General features: G+C 47.2%; 21 protein-coding genes and 1 pseudogene. 15 read left to right on the top strand and 7 right to left on the bottom strand.

The genetic code is table 11. The features are described 5' to 3' along the window. The first annotated feature begins 178 nt into the window (after positions 1–178). Entirely contained in the window at positions 179–739 is a 561-nt protein-coding gene (locus tag BLQ82_RS13395; RefSeq protein ID WP_062521897.1) for a polymer-forming cytoskeletal protein, read from the top strand. Positions 740–905: 166 nt separating this feature from the next. Here BLQ82_RS13395 and BLQ82_RS13390 read toward each other — a convergent pair whose 3' ends face one another. Continuing rightward, positions 906–1,679: an AraC family transcriptional regulator gene (locus BLQ82_RS13390; RefSeq protein WP_062521899.1), complete on the bottom strand. Its 774-nt coding sequence runs from the start codon at positions 1,677–1,679 to the stop codon at positions 906–908. Positions 1,680–1,698: 19 nt separating this feature from the next. Further along, positions 1,699–2,280 (bottom strand): LysE family translocator, encoded by a 582-nt coding sequence (locus BLQ82_RS13385; protein WP_062521901.1) that lies wholly within the window; start codon positions 2,278–2,280, stop codon positions 1,699–1,701. Between the two features lie 168 nt (positions 2,281–2,448). On the opposite strand from BLQ82_RS13385, the gene BLQ82_RS13380 reads away from it, so the two are divergent. Beyond that, positions 2,449–3,339: an AraC family transcriptional regulator gene (locus tag BLQ82_RS13380; RefSeq protein ID WP_062521903.1), complete on the top strand. Its 891-nt coding sequence runs from the start codon at positions 2,449–2,451 to the stop codon at positions 3,337–3,339. A gap of 109 nt (positions 3,340–3,448) precedes the next feature. Here BLQ82_RS13380 and BLQ82_RS13375 read toward each other — a convergent pair whose 3' ends face one another. Both BLQ82_RS13375 and BLQ82_RS13370 read right to left on the bottom strand, forming a co-directional pair. Beyond that, on the bottom strand, positions 3,449–4,594 hold the full coding sequence (locus tag BLQ82_RS13375; protein ID WP_062521905.1) for an alpha/beta hydrolase: 1,146 nt from the start codon (positions 4,592–4,594) through the stop codon (positions 3,449–3,451). A gap of 53 nt (positions 4,595–4,647) precedes the next feature. Then, positions 4,648–5,307: a TetR/AcrR family transcriptional regulator gene (locus BLQ82_RS13370; RefSeq protein WP_062521906.1), complete on the bottom strand. Its 660-nt coding sequence runs from the start codon at positions 5,305–5,307 to the stop codon at positions 4,648–4,650. A gap of 185 nt (positions 5,308–5,492) precedes the next feature. On the opposite strand from BLQ82_RS13370, the gene BLQ82_RS13365 reads away from it, so the two are divergent. The 6 genes and pseudogenes from BLQ82_RS13365 (at position 5,493) to BLQ82_RS13340 (ending at position 9,800) form a co-directional block, all read left to right on the top strand. Beyond that, a complete protein-coding gene (locus tag BLQ82_RS13365; RefSeq protein ID WP_143013430.1) occupies positions 5,493–5,975 on the top strand; it encodes a DinB family protein in 483 nt (160 codons plus the stop codon). Between the two features lie 101 nt (positions 5,976–6,076). After that, a pseudogene (locus BLQ82_RS13360) lies at positions 6,077–6,466 on the top strand (isochorismatase family protein); the annotation flags it as partial. Positions 6,467–6,670: 204 nt separating this feature from the next. Next, positions 6,671–7,435 (top strand): SDR family NAD(P)-dependent oxidoreductase, encoded by a 765-nt coding sequence (locus BLQ82_RS13355; RefSeq protein WP_062521910.1) that lies wholly within the window; start codon positions 6,671–6,673, stop codon positions 7,433–7,435. A gap of 219 nt (positions 7,436–7,654) precedes the next feature. Next, positions 7,655–8,344 carry a hypothetical protein gene (locus tag BLQ82_RS13350; RefSeq protein ID WP_062521912.1) on the top strand — a complete coding sequence of 230 codons (690 nt, stop codon included), beginning with the start codon at positions 7,655–7,657 and terminating at the stop codon, positions 8,342–8,344. A gap of 46 nt (positions 8,345–8,390) precedes the next feature. Beyond that, positions 8,391–8,843: a hypothetical protein gene (locus BLQ82_RS13345; RefSeq protein WP_062521914.1), complete on the top strand. Its 453-nt coding sequence runs from the start codon at positions 8,391–8,393 to the stop codon at positions 8,841–8,843. Positions 8,844–8,891: 48 nt separating this feature from the next. Further along, complete coding sequence (locus BLQ82_RS13340) at positions 8,892–9,800, top strand: WD40/YVTN/BNR-like repeat-containing protein (protein ID WP_062521916.1); 909 nt, start codon at positions 8,892–8,894, stop codon at positions 9,798–9,800. Positions 9,801–9,870: 70 nt separating this feature from the next. On the opposite strand, the gene BLQ82_RS13335 is transcribed toward BLQ82_RS13340, so the two are convergent. The 3 genes from BLQ82_RS13335 to BLQ82_RS13325 form a co-directional block, all read right to left on the bottom strand. Beyond that, complete coding sequence (locus tag BLQ82_RS13335) at positions 9,871–10,680, bottom strand: alpha/beta fold hydrolase (RefSeq protein WP_062521918.1); 810 nt, start codon at positions 10,678–10,680, stop codon at positions 9,871–9,873. Positions 10,681–10,891: 211 nt separating this feature from the next. Next, a complete protein-coding gene (locus BLQ82_RS13330; RefSeq protein ID WP_062521919.1) occupies positions 10,892–12,223 on the bottom strand; it encodes a hypothetical protein in 1,332 nt (443 codons plus the stop codon). Between the two features lie 213 nt (positions 12,224–12,436). Next, on the bottom strand, positions 12,437–14,311 hold the full coding sequence (locus tag BLQ82_RS13325) for an LTA synthase family protein (RefSeq protein ID WP_062521921.1): 1,875 nt from the start codon (positions 14,309–14,311) through the stop codon (positions 12,437–12,439). A gap of 191 nt (positions 14,312–14,502) precedes the next feature. Between BLQ82_RS13325 and BLQ82_RS13320 the strand changes: the two genes are divergently transcribed. The 7 genes from BLQ82_RS13320 to BLQ82_RS13290 all read left to right on the top strand — a co-directional run bounded on the left by BLQ82_RS13320 (position 14,503) and on the right by BLQ82_RS13290 (position 23,318). Continuing rightward, positions 14,503–14,841, top strand: coding sequence for a hypothetical protein (locus BLQ82_RS13320; RefSeq protein WP_062521923.1), 339 nt, complete (start codon positions 14,503–14,505; stop codon positions 14,839–14,841). A gap of 163 nt (positions 14,842–15,004) precedes the next feature. Then, positions 15,005–15,694: a response regulator transcription factor gene (locus BLQ82_RS13315; protein WP_062521925.1), complete on the top strand. Its 690-nt coding sequence runs from the start codon at positions 15,005–15,007 to the stop codon at positions 15,692–15,694. Further along, complete coding sequence (locus BLQ82_RS13310) at positions 15,691–16,695, top strand: sensor histidine kinase (RefSeq protein WP_062521927.1); 1,005 nt, start codon at positions 15,691–15,693, stop codon at positions 16,693–16,695. Before BLQ82_RS13315 ends, BLQ82_RS13310 begins: the two co-directional genes overlap by 4 nt. A gap of 490 nt (positions 16,696–17,185) precedes the next feature. After that, positions 17,186–17,938 (top strand): ABC transporter ATP-binding protein, encoded by a 753-nt coding sequence (locus tag BLQ82_RS13305; RefSeq protein WP_062521929.1) that lies wholly within the window; start codon positions 17,186–17,188, stop codon positions 17,936–17,938. Continuing rightward, the gene (locus BLQ82_RS13300) at positions 17,935–19,869 is read left to right on the top strand and encodes an FtsX-like permease family protein (protein ID WP_062521932.1); all 1,935 of its coding nucleotides are present in this window, start codon (positions 17,935–17,937) and stop codon (positions 19,867–19,869) included. Before BLQ82_RS13305 ends, BLQ82_RS13300 begins: the two co-directional genes overlap by 4 nt. A gap of 212 nt (positions 19,870–20,081) precedes the next feature. Then, a complete protein-coding gene (locus BLQ82_RS13295) occupies positions 20,082–21,452 on the top strand; it encodes an extracellular solute-binding protein (RefSeq protein WP_062521935.1) in 1,371 nt (456 codons plus the stop codon). Positions 21,453–21,728: 276 nt separating this feature from the next. Continuing rightward, positions 21,729–23,318 carry an extracellular solute-binding protein gene (locus BLQ82_RS13290; RefSeq protein WP_062521937.1) on the top strand — a complete coding sequence of 530 codons (1,590 nt, stop codon included), beginning with the start codon at positions 21,729–21,731 and terminating at the stop codon, positions 23,316–23,318. Positions 23,319–23,325: the final 7 nt, after the last annotated feature.

Below are 23,325 nucleotides of genomic sequence, written 5' to 3'. Positions count from 1 at the left end.
GTGTCAGTCGCTGCTGTCGAGTTTTACATAATTCTTGCATAAAAGCGGCTGCACTGCCAAATACTCTGAATTTGTATATTCAAAAAGTGATAGACACAAATTTGTGAATTTCATCACGTTGTTATTATTAAAATTTTAATATATACTATGAATATACCAAAAAACAGGGGGAATTGTTGTGAAGCTAGTAAAAGGTTTGGTTGTTGCAGGTGTGGCGGCAGCGTTGCTGTCAGGTTGTGGAAATAGTAATGATAAAGCGAATGAAGCGGCTAGTGCTTCTCCGTCTGCAAGTGCAGCGGCTGAAACTACAGATGCACAAAGCTCAGCGTCCATCGTAAACCAAGCGGATGCTTTTACCAAAGCAGTAAGTGCGGAAGGCAACTGGATTGTAGCTATCCTGAATGACCTGACGGTTGATACCGATGTGGTTGTTGCCGGTGAATTCCATGACAAAGGCAAAGCAGAAAATGCAATCTACCGCAAACTGGCTCTGTATGCTCAAGACGCAGACCACAAGATCACTGCCAGCTATACACTGACTGCTCCTAAGGTGACTGTTCAGAGTGAAAACTTCAAAGTGCAGGGCGGAACAATCAAAGGTGACGTTTATGTAGAAGCCAAAGGATTTACGCTCGACAAAACAGCAACAATCGACGGTAACCTCTACTTTAAGAGCGATGATCTGAAAACAAGTGCTGTCCTCGAAGGTAAAGTAACCGGCGAAACAGCCGTTAAGTAATTCAAGTTCTGAACAACAGCTATCATTTCATCTGCAATAAAAAAGCCTGTAGACCGTACCCAGTTCAGGGTTCGAATTCTACAGGCTTTTTTCTGTATTAAAGGTGTCTCACGGAAGTAAGTTTGCTATGAATAAATATATCGTTAATAGCCGGAGAACAAGGGGGCTAACTAAGCTGCGACATATATTCAAAAGCCGTGATTCCGAACATGCTTTTGAAATGCCGGTTGAGATGGGGCAGATCGGCAAAGCCGTAATCCGCCACAGCTGCATAAATATCTCTTGAACGTTCAATGGCCTGTTTGGCACGCTCCACCTTGCAGTTCAGAAAAAATTGGTAGGGTGAAATGCCGGCATGGCTTTTGAACTCACGGATAAACTGATATTTGGACAGGCCGAATTCTTGACACAGGTCATCCAGCTTCAGCACTTGATCTATATGGGAGTTCATCATTTCTTTCGCTTTTTGCACAAAAGCATTGTTCTTCCTTCTCGGTGCGGCGATCTCCGTCTTCGACACAAGGCCTCCCAGCTTGAACAACAGCTCACTGGACCAGGCATCATCTGCACCGCTACGGATCGATTGGTCCAGGCTTAGAATGCAGGAAGCCAAATCAGCATCGTAGACAATAGGGGAGGTGAAGCGCAATTCTTGACCCCCGAGGATTTCGGAGAACAAATCCGGTTTGATGTACAGCATTACATAATCAATGCCCTCCCTGTCATAGGAGCTGCCGTCATGGTACTGTTCACGGTTGAACAGCATGACGCCATTTTTATGGGAAGCCTGGAAGCTGCCGTCCAGATTATATTGTTGAATCCCCCGCAAGGTTACACCTATGGCGTATTCTTCGTGGCAGTGCTTTTTGTAAGTGAAATCGGTAAAGCTTGCTGACAAGGACAGGATATCTGCCGATTTGGCATAGTTGAATTTCTCCACTGGGCTCACCTCCAAGGCTTTATAGAATCCCTGACACCATCACTGCGGAGTATAGCAGAAACAGGGCCATCAGGGTATTGAACAACCGGTGATGCTGCTGCAGCAAATTTTTGAAGACAGCGCCGCAAACCACCCAGGTTACAAACGCCAGAAATCCGATAACCGTGATCAGCAGCACAAACAGAAACGAACCGGAAAATGAACTATAATAAGGCAGGACATAGCTGGGAATAACGGTTAAGGTGAACAGCAGCACCTTCGGGTTGACTAACTGCATGAACAGGCCTGAGGCAAAACTGGCGGTCTGCATTGGTGCAGCTTCCGCCCGCCCCATCCGATAGATTTGATAGGCCAGGTAGAGCATATATAGACTGCCAACAATCTGCATGATGTCCAGTATATTTGGAATGATGCCGGCAAGCACATGGTTAAGCAAGGCAGAAGCGGCAAGCAGCAGACCAAAGGCGATCGTTGCTCCCCAGACATATTCCATGGTTTTGCGGGCACCGTGATGCTGCACAGATGATAAAATAACTATATTGGTAGGCCCGGGTGTAAATGTGACCACAATACAGTAGATAATGAAGGATGCGATGTTCATAATGACCCCCTATACAAGTAGTCACATGAATATACACCCTGCCGGGGAATGGCTATAGTATATTATTGCAGTACCTACTAAAGGAACCACCCGTCAAATCTGTGCACGAACTGTCGGAACCGGGTTCTGAAAGGCTGTTATTCTAGGTTCGAGGGGAGGATCAAAAGCATGAACGTAATTGAGAACATGAATGATGCATTATCCTACATTGAAGATCATCTCACAGAAGAGATTGATTTTAAAGAGGTTACCAGGCGGGCATTATGCTCCGAATACCATTTCAAGCGGATGTTTTCATTCCTTGCCGGGGTGCCGCTCTCGGAGTATATCCGCCGCAGACGCCTTACGATTGCCGCATTCGAGCTGCAACAAAGCCGGCTGCGGATCATCGACGTGGCGGTGCATGTCGGATACAGTTCACCGGATGCGTTCACAAAGGCGTTCCAGCTTTTTCACGGAGTGACTCCATCTGAAGCGCGGGCGGGTAGTCCCTCTCTGAAGTCCTTCCCCCGGATGACCTTTCAGTTGACTATAAGAGGAGGCAGTGAAATGAATTACCGTATTGAGGAAAAAGAGGCGTTTCGTATTGTCGGGCTGAAGAAGAGGGTTCCCATTCAATTCAGCGGTGTGAACCCGGAGATTGCCGCCATGGCGCAAAGCCTGAACCTGCAGATGATCGCAGAACTGAAGCAGCTGTCGAATACCAATCCGGCGGGGATCATCAGTGCATCGGTCAATTTCTCCGAGGGCCGTATGGAAGAAAAAGGGGAGCTGGATCATTACATCGGGGTTGCTACAACACTGGAAGGTCCGGAGCCTTTTGCACAGCTTGAGGTTGCTGCTTCTACATGGGCTGTATTTGAAGCCGTTGGGCCTTTTCCGGATACCCTCCAGAATATTTGGGGCCGGATTTACTCCGAATGGTTCCCTTCTTCTAACTACGAGTTAGTCGAGGGGCCGGAAATGCTATGGAATGAGAGCCAGGATACCACCTCGCCCACGTACAGAAGTGAAATATGGATACCTGTTCAAGCTTCGGATCTGAAAACAGGTATCTAGCAATTGGCGGGATTTTTTAGAGAGCCGATAACCGCGTAATAGGGTTATCGGCTTTTTGTCTGTACGGCTAGCTCTTTGATATGCGTTTATCAGCAACCTCCCGGTTATGTCACTTGTTGCCGGTTTTCTTGATCAAGTCCACGCCATCGTATGCCAGACTTTCCACACTCGCAGCCTTCTGCAGTATATAATGATCAAAAAAGTTCTTCGTATAGTCTGTAACAAGATTTCGCATCTCCATAGCATCCCGTTCGCCTCTGAATTCCTCATTAACACTGGTAAACACGATGTCGCAGTAATCTAAATGCGCAACACGATCAACAGAGAAATAATAGGTTTCCATGCTATTGTTAGCGCCAATTATAGCGTTCATGTTATAGTTGGGTTCACAAAACAGCAGCAAGAAGGGTTTCTTAAGGTCGCTGCCCTGAAGGCCGAACGCACCGCTATCCAAGCCAATCCCGCAGGCGAACCGGTCGTCGTCCCGGCAAACCATCGCCGCCGTAGACCCTCCAAAAGAATGTCCGACTATGCCCATGCCGATGTCAAAGAGCAATCTGCCCTTAAAGATGGAATTCAGCTCTCCAGAGTCCAGTTTGTAAAGATAGTCGGCTACATATCTTACATCTTCTGCCTGTAATTCACTATACTCTGTGAACTTGGCAAGTATCGGCAGTGTAAGCATGTTACGGCACATCTGGGTGGCAGTTTCATCGTCAGGCCGCATCTCCATCTTACCAGCCAACGCCAGCCTCTCCGGATCTTCAGAAAACGCCATAAGATCATGCGAAAAATCCTTTGATGCATTAAACAGGCGCCCATCTTTACGCTTATACATCGTGCTATTCTGATGGCCGATGCTTACCACAACATAGCCCGTGCTTGCCAAGTCTGTACAGATCACTGTACCCCATTCTGGAGAACCGCCCCCGCCGCAAACATAGAATAACACCGGATAGCGCTTTTCCTTCCCGGAGAGAGCAAGGTCATCGTAACACCGGGTCTTGATATCTATAGAGAAGACATCCTTCGCTTTAAGATATTGAATGTTAACTGGCTGCTCATTAAACATCTCGTAAACTTCAGGAAACATATACGTTGATGTAGACTTACCTTCGCTACTGTCGGACGGATAGTACACAAACGCCGTCAGTTCTCTTTTTGAGTGATCTGATGCCGTGTACTCTACATCCATCTGGGTTCGACCAACAGTATAGCTGCCAATGGGTTCCGGAAATGCGTCATAAGTTTTCATTTTCTTGTTCCTCCTTAATTAATAAAAGTGGCGAATGTGAAATACATACATTTCTACTCCTTGGCTTTCTTGATCTCGCTAACAATTTCAGAATATTTATGATCTTCAAGCAGCCCATGACCCATAAAGTCAGCAAAGTACTTGCTAATCTTATGTTGCAGCTTAGAGTCCTTAATATCGAATTCCCTGAAAAACATGACTAAATTAAACTGCATGGACTCAAACATAAAAGAAATCAGGTCGTCGTCAATATCAGGCCGGAGATATCCATCAACCCTCAATCGGCGTAAAATGTTCTTGATCAAGGGGAATGACTCGCCCTTTAGCACATTCAGATATATTTTAAGCAAAATGTTCTCAGGAATGTATAAAATTGTTTCAGTGAGTTTGATTTCCAACTCATTCAGTGGCTCGGTCACAATGCCATTAACGTTACCAAATAAGCCAGTAAGGAAAAACCGGAAAAGGGAATCTTCATTACTGTTATTAAAATACGCAGCTCTTTTCTGGGTTACATTACGTATTAAGAGACAATAAAGGTCATCTTTGTCTTCAAAATACCGATAAAATGTTCCGGGGTGCATGGACAAACTATCCAAAACCATCTTCATAGTTATATCCTCGTAAAGATGATCAACAAAAAGATGCATAGCGCTATTAGATATTTCCTCGCGCCTTGCTTCATCTAAACGAAAGAAAGTATTTTTTGGCATAGATTACTCCTTAATATAAAGTGTGAACTCATTCACAACATACCGATAATTCATTCACATGTCAAGTAGTATTGAGATATTAATATCAATAATTTAACTATAAACATTCTTTAACTCCAACCATCAGGTTCGATATGGTATGGTTACTATGTATTCATCAACAGCAAGAGTGAGGTGTTATGGGATTGGTTCAAGCCCGGGAAGTATTGAGCAACCAGTTGCTCGCGAATGCAAATGACCCCAGCTGGTATGTGACCTTCGAAGAATCCGTGCAGGGCTTAAGTGAAGAAGAGGCTGCATGGAAGGCGGATGAAGACAGCAACAGCATTGCTGAGCTGGTTCAGCATCTGTTGTATTGGAATCAGACCTGGCAGACCCGGTACCGGGAAGCCAGTATTCAAGCTATACCCTCTGTGGAGAGCAACAACCATACGTTTGTGGTTCCCCAGGGGATCTCGTTCGAGCAGCTGCAAAAGAAATTGCTGGAGGTGCTTTTGGCTTGGCAGAGCCTGTTAACTGAAGCGCAGCTGGCAGAAGACGTACGGGAATTCCCCGGCAGCCAGTGGTGGGAAATCATCGGGAATGTGACCACCCATAACGCCTATCATATCGGGCAGATCGTCTTCATCCGCAAGCTGCAGAAGAGCTGGAAACGGAGCAGAGCATAGGCCAACAGGTATTAAAAGAAATTTCGTTGCACTATAAAATCAACCCGTACAGCTCAAGGGCGACGATATTGAAGACTTCTCCATTATAGACAGTGACGCTCGACGGGAAAGATATGCTTAAACCTATGACGGATGTGCAATTAAGCCTGCCGCAGTACCCCGAAGGCTGGGATCAGATTGTTCCTGAATTAGCCGGATATCCTAATACGTACACACTTACCAAACATCAATGGGGTGCGTTCTTCGGGACAGATCTTGATCTCCAGCTCCGCCGGCGCGGGATTCGCACGATCGTTCTTTGTGGTATATCTACCTCCATCGGTGTGGATACCACCGCAAGAGAAGCTTATCAACTGGGCTATGATCAGGTTTTTGTGGAGGATGCAATGGGAGCTTCCAGCAGGGAGAAGCATGAGTTTGTCTGCAAAACAATCTTCCCCCGGATTGGACAGATTCGAACGAGCGGAGCAGTGGTTGCTGCGTTGAAATAACACGATTATAAAATAGCGCTGCTATCGTCATACATGTGTCAAAAAAATGAGAACGGTCGGTAAAATAAATCTTTACTGATCGTTCTCATTATGTTAAGATCATTTCGAAAGCAGGAGATCAATTTTTTTGAAAATAATAGAATGATCGTTCCCATAAAGACCTCAATCGGTCCAAGAGACGAATCGGAAAAGGAGAAATGGGCAATGGGTAAATTGGACGGGAAAGTAGCTTTTATTACTGGAGGAAACAGCGGCATCGGGCTGGCCACCGCGAAATTATTCGTGGACGAAGGAGCCAAGGTTCTGATTACCGGCCGGAACCAGGCCACTCTTAATGCCGCAGTTGAGGAGCTTGGCGCAGCGAACGCGCTTGGGATGCAAGCAGAAACTACTGATCCTGCAAGTCTTGAACAGGCGGTTGCGGCTGTGGTAGAGAGATTTGGTGCGCTTGATGTGGTATTTGCAAATGCGGGTATTTCTGGCTACACTCCTGTCGGGGGAACCGAGCTGTCCCTTTTTGAAAAGGTGCTGAGAACGAATGTTACGGGTGTCTTTTTCACCGTTCAGGCAGCAGTTCCCCACTTGAAGGAAGGAGCTTCTGTGATCTTGAACAGCTCTGTCCTGGCGAATGCGGGCAGTCCGGGCACATCGGCCTATGCAGCCAGCAAAGGAGCGGTCAGCAGTATGGCAAGGGTGCTGGTGTCCGAGCTGGCTCCGCGCGGAATTCGTGTGAATACGATCTCTCCCGGAGCCACAAGGACGCCAATCTGGGGAAACTCTGAAGGTTTGGCCGCCAAAGAAGCAAGACTCACGCGTTCAGTTCCGCTGAAGCGCTTGGGTGAACCGGAAGAAATTGCTGGGGTAGCCGTATTTTTGGCATCAGACGCGGCTTCTTATGTCAACGGAGCGGATATTGGTGTCGATGGCGGTTCAGGCTCTTCTCCGCTTGGGGCTCCAATCTATCAGTAAATGCAATGAACGTAAGGCAACTCCGGCTATATTGCGGGTTGCCTTTTTTGTTGTTGGACGATGGGCTTCGGCCGAATCAAAGTCGCTGCATCCGTAGAAGGACGGGCTGCTCTTGAAGATGGATTCCTTGAGATCAGGACAGTGTTTCCTTTAGATACATAAGCATGATCAAACAAATGTTATAATAAGGTAAATCACTGTACAGGAGGCGAATGGAGAATGAAGACCGGGCTACCTGGGGTATTATCGCTGCTGGCAATATGCTGGGTTGCAGCATCTTGTGATTCTGGCGGGACGCCTGAAACTGCAGCTGTTGCGTTGCCCCGTAAGCTGACTTCTGAGCAGGCAGGCAAGTTGATTAGGGCAAATATGAATGAATCCGCTTCCCGCGTGAGTATGGATCATTTGACCGATATCACATCCCCGGATATCTGGGAGCAAACCGGATATCAGCTTTTTAAAAATACAGAAGAGGCTTCAAGCCGGGATACCTTTGCCGTATCTGACGGGAAGGCAGTGCAGATCGGTATTGGATTCGGCGGGTATGGTGTTACCAGCGCTGTTCCATACGATGTCAACAAGGACGGGACAACGGATATCGTCTATGCCTATTCGTTTGGCTCAGGTATTCACCGCTCTGTTATTGCGTGGTTGGACTTGCATGATATCACTGAGCATATCGTCCCGGATAAACCCGCACCCACGGGATTCCGCCAGGACGATCTGATTTTGCAAGCTGAAGAGGGGAACATAGCCGTCTACCGTATTAAAGGCATGGGCGAGGGGAAAGTCAGTTCCGATGTATTGCGGACATACCCCACCGCTAAGGATATTGAGGATATGACTCTAGTAAAAGAAGGGGAGCTGGTGTGGGAAAATAGTGAATTTCTCAACATTCCTGAAAGTTGAACAGAAGAGAATGAAAGAATAACTAATGCGGATTAGGGGGAGAATCTTGTTTCATCCTGTGAGTATATTGGTACCGTTGTTGATATTGCTGCCCAATCTGCTGTTTTTCAAATTTGAGCCCCAGAACATGCCTGACAAGACTTCAAGAAATCTCTTTTTTACCGGGGCTGAATTCATCGGGCGAATGGGAGTGATTATGGTTCCGCTTTTTTATTCCCTGCATGTGCATAATGGTTTTGAGGTCCTTGCACTGACCGTAATGCTGCTTTCGCTGGGCATTTACTATTATGGTTGGGGAAGATATTTCAGGAATGGCAGACCGTACAGACTGTTGTTCACGCCGCTCTTGGGGATTCCCGTGCCTCTGGCGTTAAGCCCTGTCCTCTATTTTCTGTCTGCTTCAGTACTTCTGCACTCCGGCTATTTATTAATCTTCAGCTTAATTCTTGGAGCGGGACATATTCCCGCCAGTCTAAGAGACTATCAACGAAATGCGTAATAGCTCCTGTATGGAGCGAATCAACGGTTTAAAATGGAGGGAAAAGTGATGCGCAAAGATTTATTTTTGAAAACACACTGGATTGCAGCTGTTGTACTGATAGCCTTATCTTGTATGTCTATCACCGGCATAGCTGAAAGCAGCGAAGCAGCCATCAAACCTGGCAGTGTCTACACACGCAACTCGGCAGGGGAGCAGGTGATTGCCTATAATGCGGGCCATTCGTATGCGCTTGACAAAGAGGGCAGGGTCATCATTTCATACAACAACGGCAATTCCAAGGTAAAAGCTCCACTGGCCTTGAAACCAGGTTATGACGAGGAGTCGGGTGTGACCGTACAGGGCACAGGTTTCTTTATCTCCACAGACATAACAGCCATTGTATATGGAGGCTCCAGGGCAATTCCGGTTCAGGTACTGATCACCAACGATCAGGGGAAAACATGGAATACCTATCCAGTGACCAAAGAGCTCATTGGCACCACCAAAAACATCGGGTTCATGACCAAAAATGACGGCTGGATGGTGCTCAGCAGATTCAATGGGATGGGCAGTGAATACCATTATATCTATAAAACGGGGGATGGCGGAAAGACCTGGAGTGAAGTGAAGGGAAACGCCAATGAAGTGTATGCAAGAGTATTAACCGGAGCAGGCTTTTCCAATGACAAGATCGGATTTATGGGCTTCAGATATGAAACCGACTTCCAGCCGGCTATTATTTGGACACAGGACGGAGGTAAAAGCTGGACCAAGCTGCATATCAAACTGCCTGACGGTTGTGCAGACTATAGCCTGACGCCGCTGTCTCCGGTGTTCAATGGGGCAAAGGGACAGTTTCCCATACAACTAAGCAAGGATGGTGCGAGTAACGTTGTGGGTACGATCTATTTGACCAGCAGCAATTACGGGAAGACATGGAAGTATGATAAGTTGGTGCGAAACCTGAATAAATAGTTAGGAGAATTCCTGCTGGTATGATTACATCATAAGAGCAGGATCACCGCACCGGCGGTTCAGCCATAAGCTACCCGACAAACCTGGACAGCTCCCTGTTGAATTTCTCACGTTCGTCATAGAATAATCCGTGGCCGCTGTTCTCAAATGGCACAAGCACAGAATTCCGTATGCCTTGATGTTGTGCCACTGCCAAAGGATATAAACAAACCTGATCGTGGATTCCATGGAGAATCAATGTGGGAACCTGTACTTTGGCAAGATCATAAAATAATTCTTCGGCGAGCCATGCTTTGGAGACCGCTATTGTGGACCAGCTTGCCGCCTGGAGCCCCAGCTGGAAGAACCAGTCCGAGAAGGGCTGCGAAACCTTTTGATAGAAAAACAGTTCTCCGAAGTCACGGAGCATCTTGGGCCGGTCCCGGTAGGTCGCCTTGATGATCTGTTCTACAGTTTCTTGTGTGGAGCCATACGGGAAGCCCGGCCGCTGGATCAGACTGGGGGCTGCCGAGGCAAACAACGCCAGCTTGGAAACTCCATATCCGTTGTGGCGGGCCATATACCGGATCGTTACAGCTCCACCGGTAGAATGCCCGCCCAATGTGATGTCCCTGAGACCCAAAGCTTCAATCACGCACCGGATGTCATCCGCTAGGCGGTTGTAGTCGTATCCGCCCAGAGGTTTATCCGAATTGCCGAATCCCCGCATGTCCATTCCGATACACCGATACCCGAGGGGCATGAGATAGTTGTACTGATATTCAAACATCTTATGGTTAGCGGGCCAGCCATGGATGAACAAAATAGTCTTCCTGCCCAGCGGATTGATATCATTGACATATACGTTCACGTCCGGTTCTACTTTAATCCAATATTCCATTAGGTTATCCTCACTTATCCCTTGATTTAGTCTGATCGGGATATACTATTCAACGGGCAGGGTTAAGTGCCTAGAATACTTTTTGTCGGATCACTTTTCCGATTCTTCGCGATCACATGTTACTGCAGATAACATGAAAAATCCCTCTCACTCCTGCCTTGGTGAGAGGGATACAAGAATCTTTTGCCCTATTCAGATTAACTTCATAAGGTCAATCACTGCCAAACTTAAGCAGGAGAACGTCATAATCGTTGTTAGATAAATACGAACCGGCAACAACATATCCGCCATCACTGGTAGCTGCGACGCTTCTGCCTATTTCGCCTGTGTCGCCAAAACTATAGGTATTCGACCATTGCGTGTTTCCGGCGCCGTCAATTTTTAACATCAGCAGGTCTTCCTTGTACACGGCAGGGGTAATAAACCCTGTCACTATAAAGTTGCCATCCTTTGCAAGCTTGACGTCATTGGCAAAATCGCCGTTGGTCGCATGGAACTGTCTGCTCCAGCTTTGACTGCCGGACGTACTGACTTTGGTTACAAAGATATTATAAACTTGAGGATTATTGGGTAGATCAATATTATTGATGGACCCGGCTGCCACATAACCGCTTGATGTTGCAGCCACACCGTTCAGCATGGAATAGCGGTCCAGCGTAGATTCAAATACAGTGTTTCCGCTTCCATTTACTTTCACCATTAAGCCATACATCCGTTGAGCCGTTCCCGGATTAATAATTTCGGAGACCGTTTTATATCCGACCGCTACATAACCGCCTTCCGGTGTCACAGCCACCCCGTAAAAACGGTCCTCAAGGTTATCCTTGCCGAAGGTTCGGGTCCACTGGATACTGCCGTTTGCATCTACCTTCAGCATATAAGCGTCGTTGGAATTACTGCTGCTTTCCTTAGTGCCGACAACGATATATCCACCGTCAGTGCCAAGCTCCATCGCCTGGGCTTCTTCCTTGGCTGGCCCTCCGTAGGTTTTCGACCATTGAACCGTGCCGCTTGCATCGGTCTTGACCAGAATGACATCTGAAGAGCCGCTGGCATTGCTTGTCCCGGCAATCATATAACCGCCATCGCTGGTTGCCCGCACTTCAGCTCCAGATTCGGCTCCTGTTCCTCCGTAAGCGTATGCCCACTGCAGAGTTAGAGCAGCGTCTGTCTTGGCAAATATGATATCGTCACTTCCATTCACGGTGGTTGAGCCGGTGAACACGTAGCCGCCATCGCTCGTTTGCACGACGGAATAACCGAAATCGCGTGGCGAGAAATTATAATTATTGGCTGCTTGCAGCTGAGGAGGCAGGAGTGCCGCCGCTTGCTGGGATAGTGCAGACTTTTGCCCCTCATCTCCTGGATTGGTCTTGTCCAATAAATCAATAACTTTAATATCAGCCTTCTGTGCGATGTCTTGACTTTCGGTTTGTGGAAGAATGTCGTTGGCTGGAAGCTGGGCTTCCTCTGCAAATGCTAATTGTGACGAAAACAACATAGAGACGGCCAGTGTCGAGATAACAGAAATGGACTTTCGCATAACCAAACACCTCCAAGGTTTATTTAGGAAAATATTCCCAAACCCATTCTATTCTTTTTTTTGCGACAAATCTACCACTTGGATTATATTTATTGAATAATTTGTTAATTTTACAAATATAGAGACTTTATTTTGGCGGTAAAAAAACCCACCCCGATTACGAAGTGGGCTTCGCTATGCTATGTATTGCTGTAATTGCCTTAAAGAGAGGACTTAAATTGCCTCGTCTTTAACTTCTCTGTCAGGCAATTGGGTTACATAGCTGTCAGACAGGTGGAGCAGCTCCAGTGCACGGTTGAATTCATCTTCTGTAGCTTGCAGGGGCCCGGTGCCATCGCCGGATAACGTATAATGCTGGCCATCCTCGAACCCGCTGCCGGACAGAAACAGCTCTTCGTTATTTACAAATGAGCCGGTCGGCAAATAATAGCGCTGGGGAAGCAGGTTATAAGAAGTTTGATTCAAGAGATCCTGTCCGAAATGAATATGGCCGGCAAGGGATACTCCTAATAGATTGGACACCGTTGGTAAAATATCTACCTGTCCGCCTAATTGTTCCTTCACGCTTGGTACTGTTAATCCTGAGGAGGCGATGATCAGCGGAATATTAATCAAATCGCGTTCCGTATATTTATGATTGAGAATTTCCTCCAATAAGACTTGATCCTCTTCCTTGAGCGAGAAAATAGGAAGTCCCCGGTGATCGCCATACAGCATGATTAAGCTGTTATCCCAGACCCCGTTCTGCTTGAGCTCATCAATAAACTGGCCCAGGGCATAATCTGCATAATTCTGGGCACGAATGTAATTCCCGACAAGCGTTCCTTCAAAGCGTTCCGGCAGCGTCATTTTGTATTTATCTTCGGGAATGGTGAACGGATTATGCGATGACATCGAGATCACGTGAGAATAGAACGGCTGGCTTCTCTGGTCCATTCTTGCCAGTTCTGCGGATGTCTTCTTGTACAGAATTTCATCGGAAGCCCCGTAGAATACCGTATCGTCTTCACCAAAAAAGGCCTTGTCATAGTAGCGGTCAAAACCCAAAGCTTTGTACAACTCTCCGCGGTTCCAGAAGTCAACCTCATTCGTATGAAAAGTTGCCGTGTCGTACCCCTGCGACTGCAGCAGCTTGGGCAAGCTGGGCAGCTCCTTGGCAGCATAGATGTCGGTAGCCGGACCATCCGGCGGAACATAGAAGGAAGTGTTCACGATAAATTCCGCATCCGAGGTATTGCCTTGCCCGACCTGCTGGTAAAAACGCGGAAAGTAAAAGTTACCTGCCGCCAGCTTGTTCATATTAGGTGTAATCACTTGCCCGTCGATGGACAGATTAATCAGGAAATTCTGAAAAGACTCCATTTGAATGATAATCAGATTCTTTCCCTTGGCGGCACCGAATAGGGCCGGATTGGATTGTTCCTGAATGCCTTTTTTGTGATCGATGGCGGATTGTGTAATTTGAGAGAGTTCAATTTGCTCTTCCTTATGCTCTGCAAGCAGGGCGTAGGCTTCATAATTAAGAATTCCCATTTGCTCGGCTTGAATTGTTTCATTCATACTGGCCTGATTCGGGAAAATATTCATCATACATATGATTAGGGAAATGCAGAAAAGGACAGCGACCGCTTTACGGTTGCTCCGGCGCGACATGGCTTTTTTCCAGGCGACGGCTTTCTTCCGGCTGAACATCACCAGGCTAATGATAATGATATCCAGAAAAATCAGCATATATTGCGGGTGGAGCACCGAAAATATGCTTTTCTTCACGGCTCCTACCTGTTTGGCCTGACCGATTACCTGAGAAGTGGCAATAATGCCAAAATGATTGTGATAGACAATCAAAGAGAAAAACAAAACCGTAATCAACAAATTGACAAACATGTAGATGGCGATCTTCCGTTTCGTGGCGAACCATTCAATCAGGCAGTATATCAGCAGCACGAATGGGATTTCCTTCAGCCATGTTGTCCAGGTAGGACCATCTTCGAACAAGAAATACCAGGCAAAATAGCTTTTCACAAGCATGATCAGAGAGAAAAAAAGTATGGATCTTTTGCTGAGTGTGCGTGGTTCCTTCAACCGCATTTCATATGCGCATCCTTTTCTATATAATTAGTTCATTCTATTACATGAAAGCGCTCAAAATCAACTAGATAGAGAACCAGATTTTGCAAAATAGGTGACTATTGTTCGATTACAATATGTGGAACATATGTTACAATCACTCTGCACAAGCATATTGCAACAATACATATACATACGGAGGGAATTGCAGGATGAAGATTAAGGGTCTGGAAGGGTTAACATGGGAAACGCTGGAGCAGGAAGTAGGACAAGGCGGTAAATTTGTCGTGTATACTTTCTGTATCTCCATCATTATTATGACCTTCCGGAGAAGCTCGGCAATATATTACATAGCGCCAGGAATGGGTTCAGTGGGCACCGGATTGAGATTTACCTTAATTAGCGTTTTGTTCGGATGGTGGGGCATACCGTGGGGACCAATATATACTATCGGGGCGCTGGTTACCAATTTCAAGGGGGGCCGTGATATGACCGTAGAGGTACTGAATTCCCTGGCAGAACAACGGGGACCGCAGCAACAAATTGGATAAGTCCCAATCAGCAAGGGCTCTCTTCACCGGGGCCTTTTTTTTGTGCCGTGGACACACTAAACCTTGTTGAAGCGAGGAGGCCTAACCCAAGCTGCAGCTTCTATGATAAAATAACCCTGGATTATATACCAGCGTTACACAGATTTGAAACGAGGTGGCCTTTGTGTTCAAAATTATGCTCATTGAGGATGATGTTACCCTTTTCGGTGAGATTAAGGAGCGATTGTCCCAGTGGTCGTATGAGGTATACGGCATTTCCGATTTCGGGAAGGTCCTTCAGGAGTTTACGGCGGTCAAGCCTGAACTGGTCATTATTGATATCCAGCTGCCGCAGTTTGACGGGTTCCATTGGTGCCGGATACTGCGTGCCCATTCCAATGTGCCGATTATTTTTCTGTCCTCCCGCGACCACCCGAGTGATATGGTCATGTCCATGCAGTTCGGTGCAGATGACTTTATTCAGAAACCGTTCCATTTCGATGTGCTTATTGCCAAAATCCAGGCTACGCTGCGCCGGGTGTATAACTACAGCACCGAGCGGATCGAGCTGAAGACTTGGCGTGGAGCAACGATTGAATATGTGAAGAATACGATAACGAGCGAACGCGGAACAGCCCTGCTGACAAAGAATGAAATGTTAATCCTTACAATACTGGTGGAGAGTAAAGACCGTATAGTGGAGCGCGAAGAACTTATTAGAAAACTGTGGGACAATGAGCATTTTGTGAGCGACAACACGCTGACCGTAAATGTGAACCGGCTGCGTAAAAAGCTGGAGCCGCTGGGTCTTGAGGCCTATATTGAAACCAAGGTGGGGCAAGGCTATATGGCCACCGAAGAGGCGCTGATATGATACGGAAATACATAGAGGAGAAGCTGAACTGGCTCCTCCTGCTTGGCGGGCTGCAGATCATTTTTTTGTTCGTGGCTTATGTGGATTCTTCTATTCCGTTCTTGCCCGTATTGTATATTGTCGGACTGAACACCATGGTATGTATAGCTTTTGTGTTTCTCAGATACCACAAGGAGACCCGTTTCTATCAACGGATGGAAGCCTGGGACGAGGTATATGATCTGAGCACCTTCAAGGAAGCGGACAGTCCATTCGAAAAGATAGTGCAGGAAGCTGTGAATGCCCAAACCGAACGCTACAGAAGGGAATCTACCGTGAATTTCCAGCGGCTTGAACAGGAGAAGGACGATCTGCTGTCCTGGATTCATGAGGTTAAAACCCCGCTGACTGCTATGCAGCTGATGATCGAACGGCTGACAGACGAAACGCTAAAGCCGAAATTAATGTACGAATGGCTGCGGATTCATCATTTGCTGGACCAGCAGCTTCACCAGAAACGGATTCCGTTCATGCACAACGATCTGTTTATCGAGATGACCCGGCTTGAACCGATCCTGAATCAAGAGATCCGGGCGCTGAAATCATGGTGTATTCCCAAAGGGATCGGGTTTGACGTTGAGCTTGCTGCGGAAGAGGTGCTGACAGATGGCAAATGGCTCGGGTTTATCCTTAGGCAGCTGCTGACGAATGCTGTAAAATACAGTGAAAACTCCGACATTCTCATCCAGAGCAGGGAAACGGCAGGCCACACCGTGCTGGTCATTGAAGATCATGGAAGAGGGATTGATCCCAAAGATTTACCACGGATATACGATAAAGGCTTCACTTCTACTATAGGGCGCCAAGAGGGAGCTGCCACAGGCATGGGACTCTATCTGACGAAACAGGTCGCGGAGCCGCTGCAGATCGGCATTCAGTCAGAATCCATACTAGGAGAGGGCACTACATTTACCTTGACCTTTCCGCGCAAAAACGACTTTCTGAGTATTGCGGGCATGTGACAACAATGTCACATGCCTCTTTGTTTTGTTCGGCGAAACGCAGGATAATATATCACAACCCGCTTATGATAGAACTATAGAGATCAGACATAGTGCAGCATCAGATGATCAAGGGGTTTTGATCTTAGGGTTTTGATCTTAATCTTTTATAGATCAGACATAGTACAACATCAGATGATCAAGGGGTGTTGATCTTAGGGTTTTGATCTTAATCTTTTTAGATCAGACATAGTACAACATCAGATGATCAAGGGGTGTTGATCTTAGTCTTTTGATCTTAGTCTTTTCCCCGTATCCAGGTACCGCCGCAGTTAAGCGTGTCCCGCAGGGACGGCAAGCGATCTTACTCCCCACATTCCCAAGTCCAGCCAGTCTGACGCCAACGCTAATTGCACTTAGCCGGGTGTCCAGAGGGCGGAGCCCTTGGGGCCCTCCCTTGGCTAAGGGAGGGTTTGGGAGGGATCGAAATCATTCTAGGAGTGAATACCACATGATTCTGGAAGCCAACAAAATTTATAAAACCTATGGAAACAAATTCAACAAACAGGAAGTTTTGAAGGGAATTGACCTTCAAGTCAGCAAAGGGGAGTTCGTCGGCATTATGGGGGCTTCCGGTTCAGGCAAGACCACCCTGCTGAACGTCCTTTCCTCCATTGACCGGGTGAGCCAGGGGACGATTGAAATTGAGGGCAAGGAATTTACAGGGATGAAGGAGAAGCAGCTGGCGGAGTTCCGCAAACAGCATCTGGGTTTTATTTTTCAGGAATATAACCTGCTGGATACATTAACTGTCAAAGAAAACGTGCTGCTTCCGCTCTCGATCACCGGCATATCCAAGCGAGAAGCCCACCAGAAGTTCGAGCAGGTGGCAAGCGAGCTGGGGATCTACGAATTGAAAGACAAATACCCGGCGGAAATCTCCGGCGGACAGAAGCAGCGGACCTCTGCGGCACGGGCGTTTATCCATGATCCGAGCATTATTTTTGCAGATGAGCCTACCGGTGCCCTTGATTCCAAATCTGCCTCCGACCTGCTGAACAAGCTTGCCGACATGAACACGAAACGCCAGGCCACGATTATTATGGTCACCCATGATGCGGTGGCCGCGAGCTATTGCAGCCGGGTGGTGTTTATCCGTGACGGGCAAATCTATACGCAGCTGAACAAAGGCGATGAATCGCGTCAGTCCTTTTTCAACGATATTATTAAGACCCAAAGTGTATTGGGCGGTGTCCAGCAATGAGCCTGAACTATATCATCCTGCGCAATCTGCGGAAAAACATCAAAAACTATTACCTGTACGTCTTCGCACTAATCTTCGGTGTGGCGCTGTATTTCTCTTTTGTTACGCTTCAGTATGACCCGTCCATGGATAAAATCGAGGGTACGATTAAAGGGGGAGCCGCTATTGGCGCATCCTCGGTGCTGCTGGTGGCCATTGTTGCTATTTTTCTGTTGTATGCCAATACGATTTTCATTAAACGCCGCAGCCGCGAGATCGGATTGTTTCAACTGATTGGACTAACAAAGGGAAAAATCTTCAAGCTGTTAAGCGCGGAGAACCTGATCCTGTATTTCGGGTCCATGGTCATCGGGATTGGTGCCGGATTTGGGGTGTCACGGCTGATTCTGATGATTTTGTTCAAAATCCTGGCGATTGAATCTGTAGCCACGCTCCGCTTTTCAGTCGAGGCGCTGCAGCAGACCGTGCTTGTGTTTGCCGCGATATATCTGCTGATCATGCTGATGAACTACACATTTATTAAAGCACAGAGCATCCTCTCCCTGTTCAAGGTCACTTCCACCGCACAGGATCGCATCCGAAAAATGCCGCTGTGGGAGATCGTCCTTGGTCTGCTGGGCATCGGCTTTATCGCGTCAGGGTATTATTTGTCTACTCTGCTCTTCAGCGGAAAAATAACAGGCATGAACGGACTGATGATCTCGATGATTGTTACCCTTGTTCTGGTTATTGCCGGGACGTATTTATTATATAAAGGCTCGGTCAGCTTCGTGTTCAATGCGATCCGCAAGAGTAAACAGGGCTACCTTTCCATCAATGAGGTGCTCTCGCTCTCGTCTATTATGTTCCGGATGAAGTCGAACGCGCTGCTGCTGACGATCATTACCACGGTATCTGCGCTGGCAATCGGTCTCTTGTCGCTCAGTTATATCTCGTATTATTCGGCAGGAGCGACAGCCAAGGATAGTTCGCCTGACGATTTTGGATTTGCGCGGGTGGAGGCCAAGGAGAAGTTTGTACAGGCGCTGGATGGGGCGAAAATCAAATACAAAGAAATTCATATGAAGCCTGTCATTATGGAGGTTGATGCTGCGAAAATTATACCGAAGGATTCCAAGGACACCGTTCTTACTACTTCTGTAATCAGCGACAGCAGTGTGGAGGGGGTGGATGTAAAGCCCGGTGAAGCCAAGATCCTGGGGTATAGCAGCGCTTTGGATAGCATGATGTCACTGGATGAAACCGGCGAGATTAGCTTTAAGACCTTGAACGGTCCGATAAAGCAGCAGCTCACAGGGATCTCCGGGAAAACAATTATGCCTTACTTTTACAGCAAAGGCGCTGGAGTGTTTGTGGTCGATGAGACGGTTTATGATGAGCTGGCTCAGGGGCAGGACCCCAAGCTGCGAAGTGCTAAGGGAGCGGCAGCAGCAGATTACTTCGGGATAGAACTCGCCGACCGTTCGCAGCTAAAGGACGCAAATCAAATTTTTACGGACCAGAAGCCGGGGGAGATGAGCATTTCACAGTATGAATTCGAAATGAACCAGCGGAGCAATATGGGGCTTATTATGTTTATAGTCGGGTTCCTCGGCTTGACCTTCCTCATCACCTCCGGCTGTATTCTGTACTTTAAGCAGATGGATGAGGGGGAGGAGGAGAAGGCAGGCTACACCATTCTGCGGAAACTGGGTTTTACCCAAGGCGATCTTTTACGCGGCATCCAGTTCAAGCAGCTATTCAACTTTGGTATTCCGCTGGTCGTTGGCCTGAGCCACAGCTATTTCGCCGTCAAATCCGGCTGGTTTTTCTTCGGCACGGAAATGCTCACTCCAATGATCCTGGTCATGCTGCTGTATACGGCGCTGTATTCCATTTTTGGCTTCCTGTCGGTTCTGTATTACAAGAGAGTAATTAGCGAGTCATTGTGACCCAAAAGCATATTGGGAATAGTGAGTGGAGGAGCCTGCTTGGCAGCAGCTCCTTTTTCGTTTGTTGACATAAATAGTTTTATTAAAAGCGGACTAATTTACTCTCAGAGTGGAAATCTGGTTCATATCTGGTATAATAAAAATAATAATCAGGAAATATATTGCAGTATAGCTACAACATAAAAGATGAAGAGGATAGGTGGAAATAGCCCATGGCGAAAATAGATCGTCATACATTTCAGACCAGAACCAGACATATGTCTGCCGATCTGAAGCAAAAAATCAACTCGGGGGCTTACAGTCCCGGAGAATACCTGCCTTCCGAGCTGGCACTGACAGAGCTGTACAAACTAAGCAAAAATTCCGTGAGGTATGTTCTGGATGAGCTTGTTCAAGAGGGGCTGATTAATAAAATTCCCCGGGTGGGCACACAGGTGGCAAAGCCTATTGCCAAGGAAACCATCCGTTTTGGCGTATATCCCTCGTTGTATAAAGAAGCGGGGATGGAGGAACTGATCAAGCGGTTCCACGAGAAGCATCCGCATATTCATGTGGAAACGATTGAGCTTCCTTACGTGAATTCAGACAGTATCGCCAATCTCATCAAGCTCGGAATTGTGGATGTGTTAACCATTAACCTCCAGGATATCTACCAATTCAAGGAGAGCAAGTCCCTTGATTTGTTAGCCGGGCAGGAACAGCACGACAATATATACCCTTTTCTTACACCTTATTTTGAGAAGGGACCGGGTGTTTTGGCAGCCCGGCCTTTCGTGTACTCACCCGTTATTTTGTGTTACAACAAGGAGCACCTGAAGGAGAAAAGACTGGGAGAACCGAACAGCAGCTGGAGCTGGGATGAGCTGGCAACGCTGCTCCGGGAGCTCAAGGCGCCTCATCGCTACAGTATCGCTTTTCAGTTGTTTTCCATGAACCGGTGGCCGATTTTCTGGATGCAAAATGAGGACGATCCAGCTCCGGCTGATTCCAATCCGCCTCAGTCCAGAGCCAGTCTGCCTATTGAAGGGTTACGCTGGCTCAGGGATCTAGTGACGGAGGAAGGGATATTTCCGCTTGCCTTGGCTCAAGGTGAATTCGAAGCTGAGAAGTTGTTTAAGGAGCAGAAGGTATCAGTCATGCTAACCACGTATTACATGCTGAATGAGCTGAAAAATGCGGACTTTTCCTTTGATATTGCTCAGCTGCCGCATTTTAAGAATGATAAGACACTCCTTCTGTCCACAGGCATTGCTCTCAGTGCGGAATCGGGCCATAAGGAACCGGCAGCCTGCTTTGTGAATTATCTCACTTCAGACGAGGCGCAGAGTTATATCAGGCAGAACACCTACAGTTTACCTGCGAGCAGATATATTACGGAAACGGTTTCCGTTGATATTAAAAACAAACCGTCCAGGTTGGAGCTGCACCGTGACTACAGTTCAAAATACACGACGTACCGCGACCTGTCTATCTCCATTCAAACCCTGATCCGGTTCGAGGAAAGCCTGAAGCAGTATATGTCGTATTTAACAGATGAAGAGGGACTGGCTGAAGTATTGCTTCCGGCCAAAAGCCCAAATTAATAAAAAACCGCATAGCGGCTTCAATAAAAGCACTGCCATTTGGAAGTGCTTTTTTTTGAATTTATATGAACCACAAAAGAACCAGTTGACAGATATCGTGGTGTATGATAATTTCTTATTAAAATATAAGAACCACACATGATCCAAATGAATGAGGGTTAATAAGGAGCTAATTAACGGCTTACCTAAAGTGGAGGGGGGGGAATTTTCGTCGTCTTTTCTTAAGGAAACCTGTATCCGTTTTCATTGGTAGTTTACATGAAGGAGGAACGTTTAATGACGCTGAAAAAGAGGATTCCCATTGTGCTTGCGACCACGCTTTTAACATCAATCCTTGCCGCATGCAGCAGCGGTACGGACAAAGGCGGTTCTGCCGCCTTGCCTTCTCAGGAGCCCGGACAATACGGCGATACAGGTACTTTGACCCTGCCGCTGGTAGATGAGCCGACCACGATCACTTACATGCTGCCCAGCAATGCCAAGGATCTCGGTCCGGGCAAGCTGGTTGTCCAGGAGCTGGAGAAACGGACCGGCATTAAAGTGAATTTTCAGACCTACTCCCCGCAAACCTATCAGGATAAATTAAAAGTCATTGTCGCCTCCGGCAAGCTCCCCGACATTTTTACAGGGCTAAAACCGGCCGAACTCAAAAAAATCGGCCAAAAAAACGGCGTGGTTGCCATCAATGAATATGCCGATCAGCTCCCTAACTTCAAAAAGCTGTATATGGAAGAAAACGACTGGGTCCTCAAATCCTTTGGCGATGAAGCCGGCAATCTATACACCTGGCCGATTTATAATCTGAACCGCAAAGTGAATCACGGATTCATGTTCAGAAAAGATATCTTTGATGAACTTGGCATTAAAGAATGGACAAACACCGACGAGTTTTACGAAGCTTTGAAAAAGGTAAAAGCAGCTTACCCTAATTCATACCCGTACGCGTCAAAAAGCCTGGCCAATATTTTCAGGGATTGGGCCTTCGGCTGGGGGCTCGGCAACACGGATCAGTACCCGGCCTATTACGATGAAAAAGACGGCACCTGGAAGTACGCTGCAGTGCAGCAAGCGCATAAGGACATGCTCGATTTCATGAAAAAGCTGTACAACGAAAAGCTGCTTGATCCGGAATTTTTGACGGATACCCAGGACTCCTGGACAACCAAGATGACGACGGACAAATCGTTTGTCACGTTTGACTGGATCGGCCGCCTTGATCTCTTTTACAACCAGATCAAAGAGCAGAATCCGGACTATGACCTCAGGTATGCCAATCCTGTTGGACCTACCGGCAATGTCAGAACGCTGCCTGAGGTTTCGGATTTCAGCGTTGCTGTGGCCAAAAACAAAAATACGGAGGCCTCGCTCAAACTGCTCGACTATTTGACCAGTCCATCCGGAAGCGAACTTATGACCATCGGTGTGGAGGGGGTTAACTTCGAATGGGGCGGGGACGGATTTCCGGTATACCCTGAACTGAAGGATCTTCCGCTGGTGGATATCACCGTGCTGGAGGACCGTTATGCGATGTGGCTGGAAGGAGCGTACCTGAGACCGGACCATCGGAGCATCTACTATCGTTTCTCGGAAAAAGAGCAGGAAGCCCAGGATAAAATCGTGAAGGAGGATCGTTTCGAACCGCTTGATCCGATCCTTAATTTTACGGACGAAGAAACCTCCAAGCTCGCTGAGCTGCAGACCTCACTGCAGAAATCCGCCGAGGAATTTAATGCGAAATATATCCTTGATGCAGGTTATGGAGATGCCCAGTGGGCGGATTTCCAAACCGAATTGAGCCGGAGCGGCGTGGAGGAACTGATGTCGATCTACAATGAAGCTCAAAAAAGATACGATGAGCCTAAATAAAAGGCCT

Origin of the sequence: Paenibacillus jilunlii (genome assembly GCF_900102965.1) — a bacterium.
Taxonomy (GTDB): Bacteria; Bacillota; Bacilli; order Paenibacillales; family Paenibacillaceae; genus Paenibacillus_AQ; species Paenibacillus_AQ jilunlii.
The sequence above is the reverse complement of the archived record's forward strand: the minus strand, read 5'-3'. Positions and strand labels throughout refer to the sequence as shown.

Coding starts and splice junctions, on each gene's coding strand:
- BLQ82_RS13335 (WP_062521918.1), bottom strand. CDS start 10,680: ATGGAATATTGGATTAAAGTAGAACCGGACGTGAACGTATATGTCAAT.
- BLQ82_RS13375 (WP_062521905.1), bottom strand. CDS start 4,594: ATGAAAACTTATGACGCATTTCCGGAACCCATTGGCAGCTATACTGTT.
- BLQ82_RS13320 (WP_062521923.1), top strand. CDS start 14,503: ATGAAGATTAAGGGTCTGGAAGGGTTAACATGGGAAACGCTGGAGCAG.
- BLQ82_RS13355 (WP_062521910.1), top strand. CDS start 6,671: ATGGGTAAATTGGACGGGAAAGTAGCTTTTATTACTGGAGGAAACAGC.
- BLQ82_RS13310 (WP_062521927.1), top strand. CDS start 15,691: ATGATACGGAAATACATAGAGGAGAAGCTGAACTGGCTCCTCCTGCTT.
- BLQ82_RS13325 (WP_062521921.1), bottom strand. CDS start 14,311: ATGCGGTTGAAGGAACCACGCACACTCAGCAAAAGATCCATACTTTTT.
- BLQ82_RS13305 (WP_062521929.1), top strand. CDS start 17,186: ATGATTCTGGAAGCCAACAAAATTTATAAAACCTATGGAAACAAATTC.
- BLQ82_RS13290 (WP_062521937.1), top strand. CDS start 21,729: ATGACGCTGAAAAAGAGGATTCCCATTGTGCTTGCGACCACGCTTTTA.
- BLQ82_RS13295 (WP_062521935.1), top strand. CDS start 20,082: ATGGCGAAAATAGATCGTCATACATTTCAGACCAGAACCAGACATATG.
- BLQ82_RS13340 (WP_062521916.1), top strand. CDS start 8,892: ATGCGCAAAGATTTATTTTTGAAAACACACTGGATTGCAGCTGTTGTA.
- BLQ82_RS13300 (WP_062521932.1), top strand. CDS start 17,935: ATGAGCCTGAACTATATCATCCTGCGCAATCTGCGGAAAAACATCAAA.
- BLQ82_RS13350 (WP_062521912.1), top strand. CDS start 7,655: ATGAAGACCGGGCTACCTGGGGTATTATCGCTGCTGGCAATATGCTGG.
- BLQ82_RS13385 (WP_062521901.1), bottom strand. CDS start 2,280: ATGAACATCGCATCCTTCATTATCTACTGTATTGTGGTCACATTTACA.
- BLQ82_RS13330 (WP_062521919.1), bottom strand. CDS start 12,223: ATGCGAAAGTCCATTTCTGTTATCTCGACACTGGCCGTCTCTATGTTG.
- BLQ82_RS13370 (WP_062521906.1), bottom strand. CDS start 5,307: ATGCCAAAAAATACTTTCTTTCGTTTAGATGAAGCAAGGCGCGAGGAA.
- BLQ82_RS13380 (WP_062521903.1), top strand. CDS start 2,449: ATGAACGTAATTGAGAACATGAATGATGCATTATCCTACATTGAAGAT.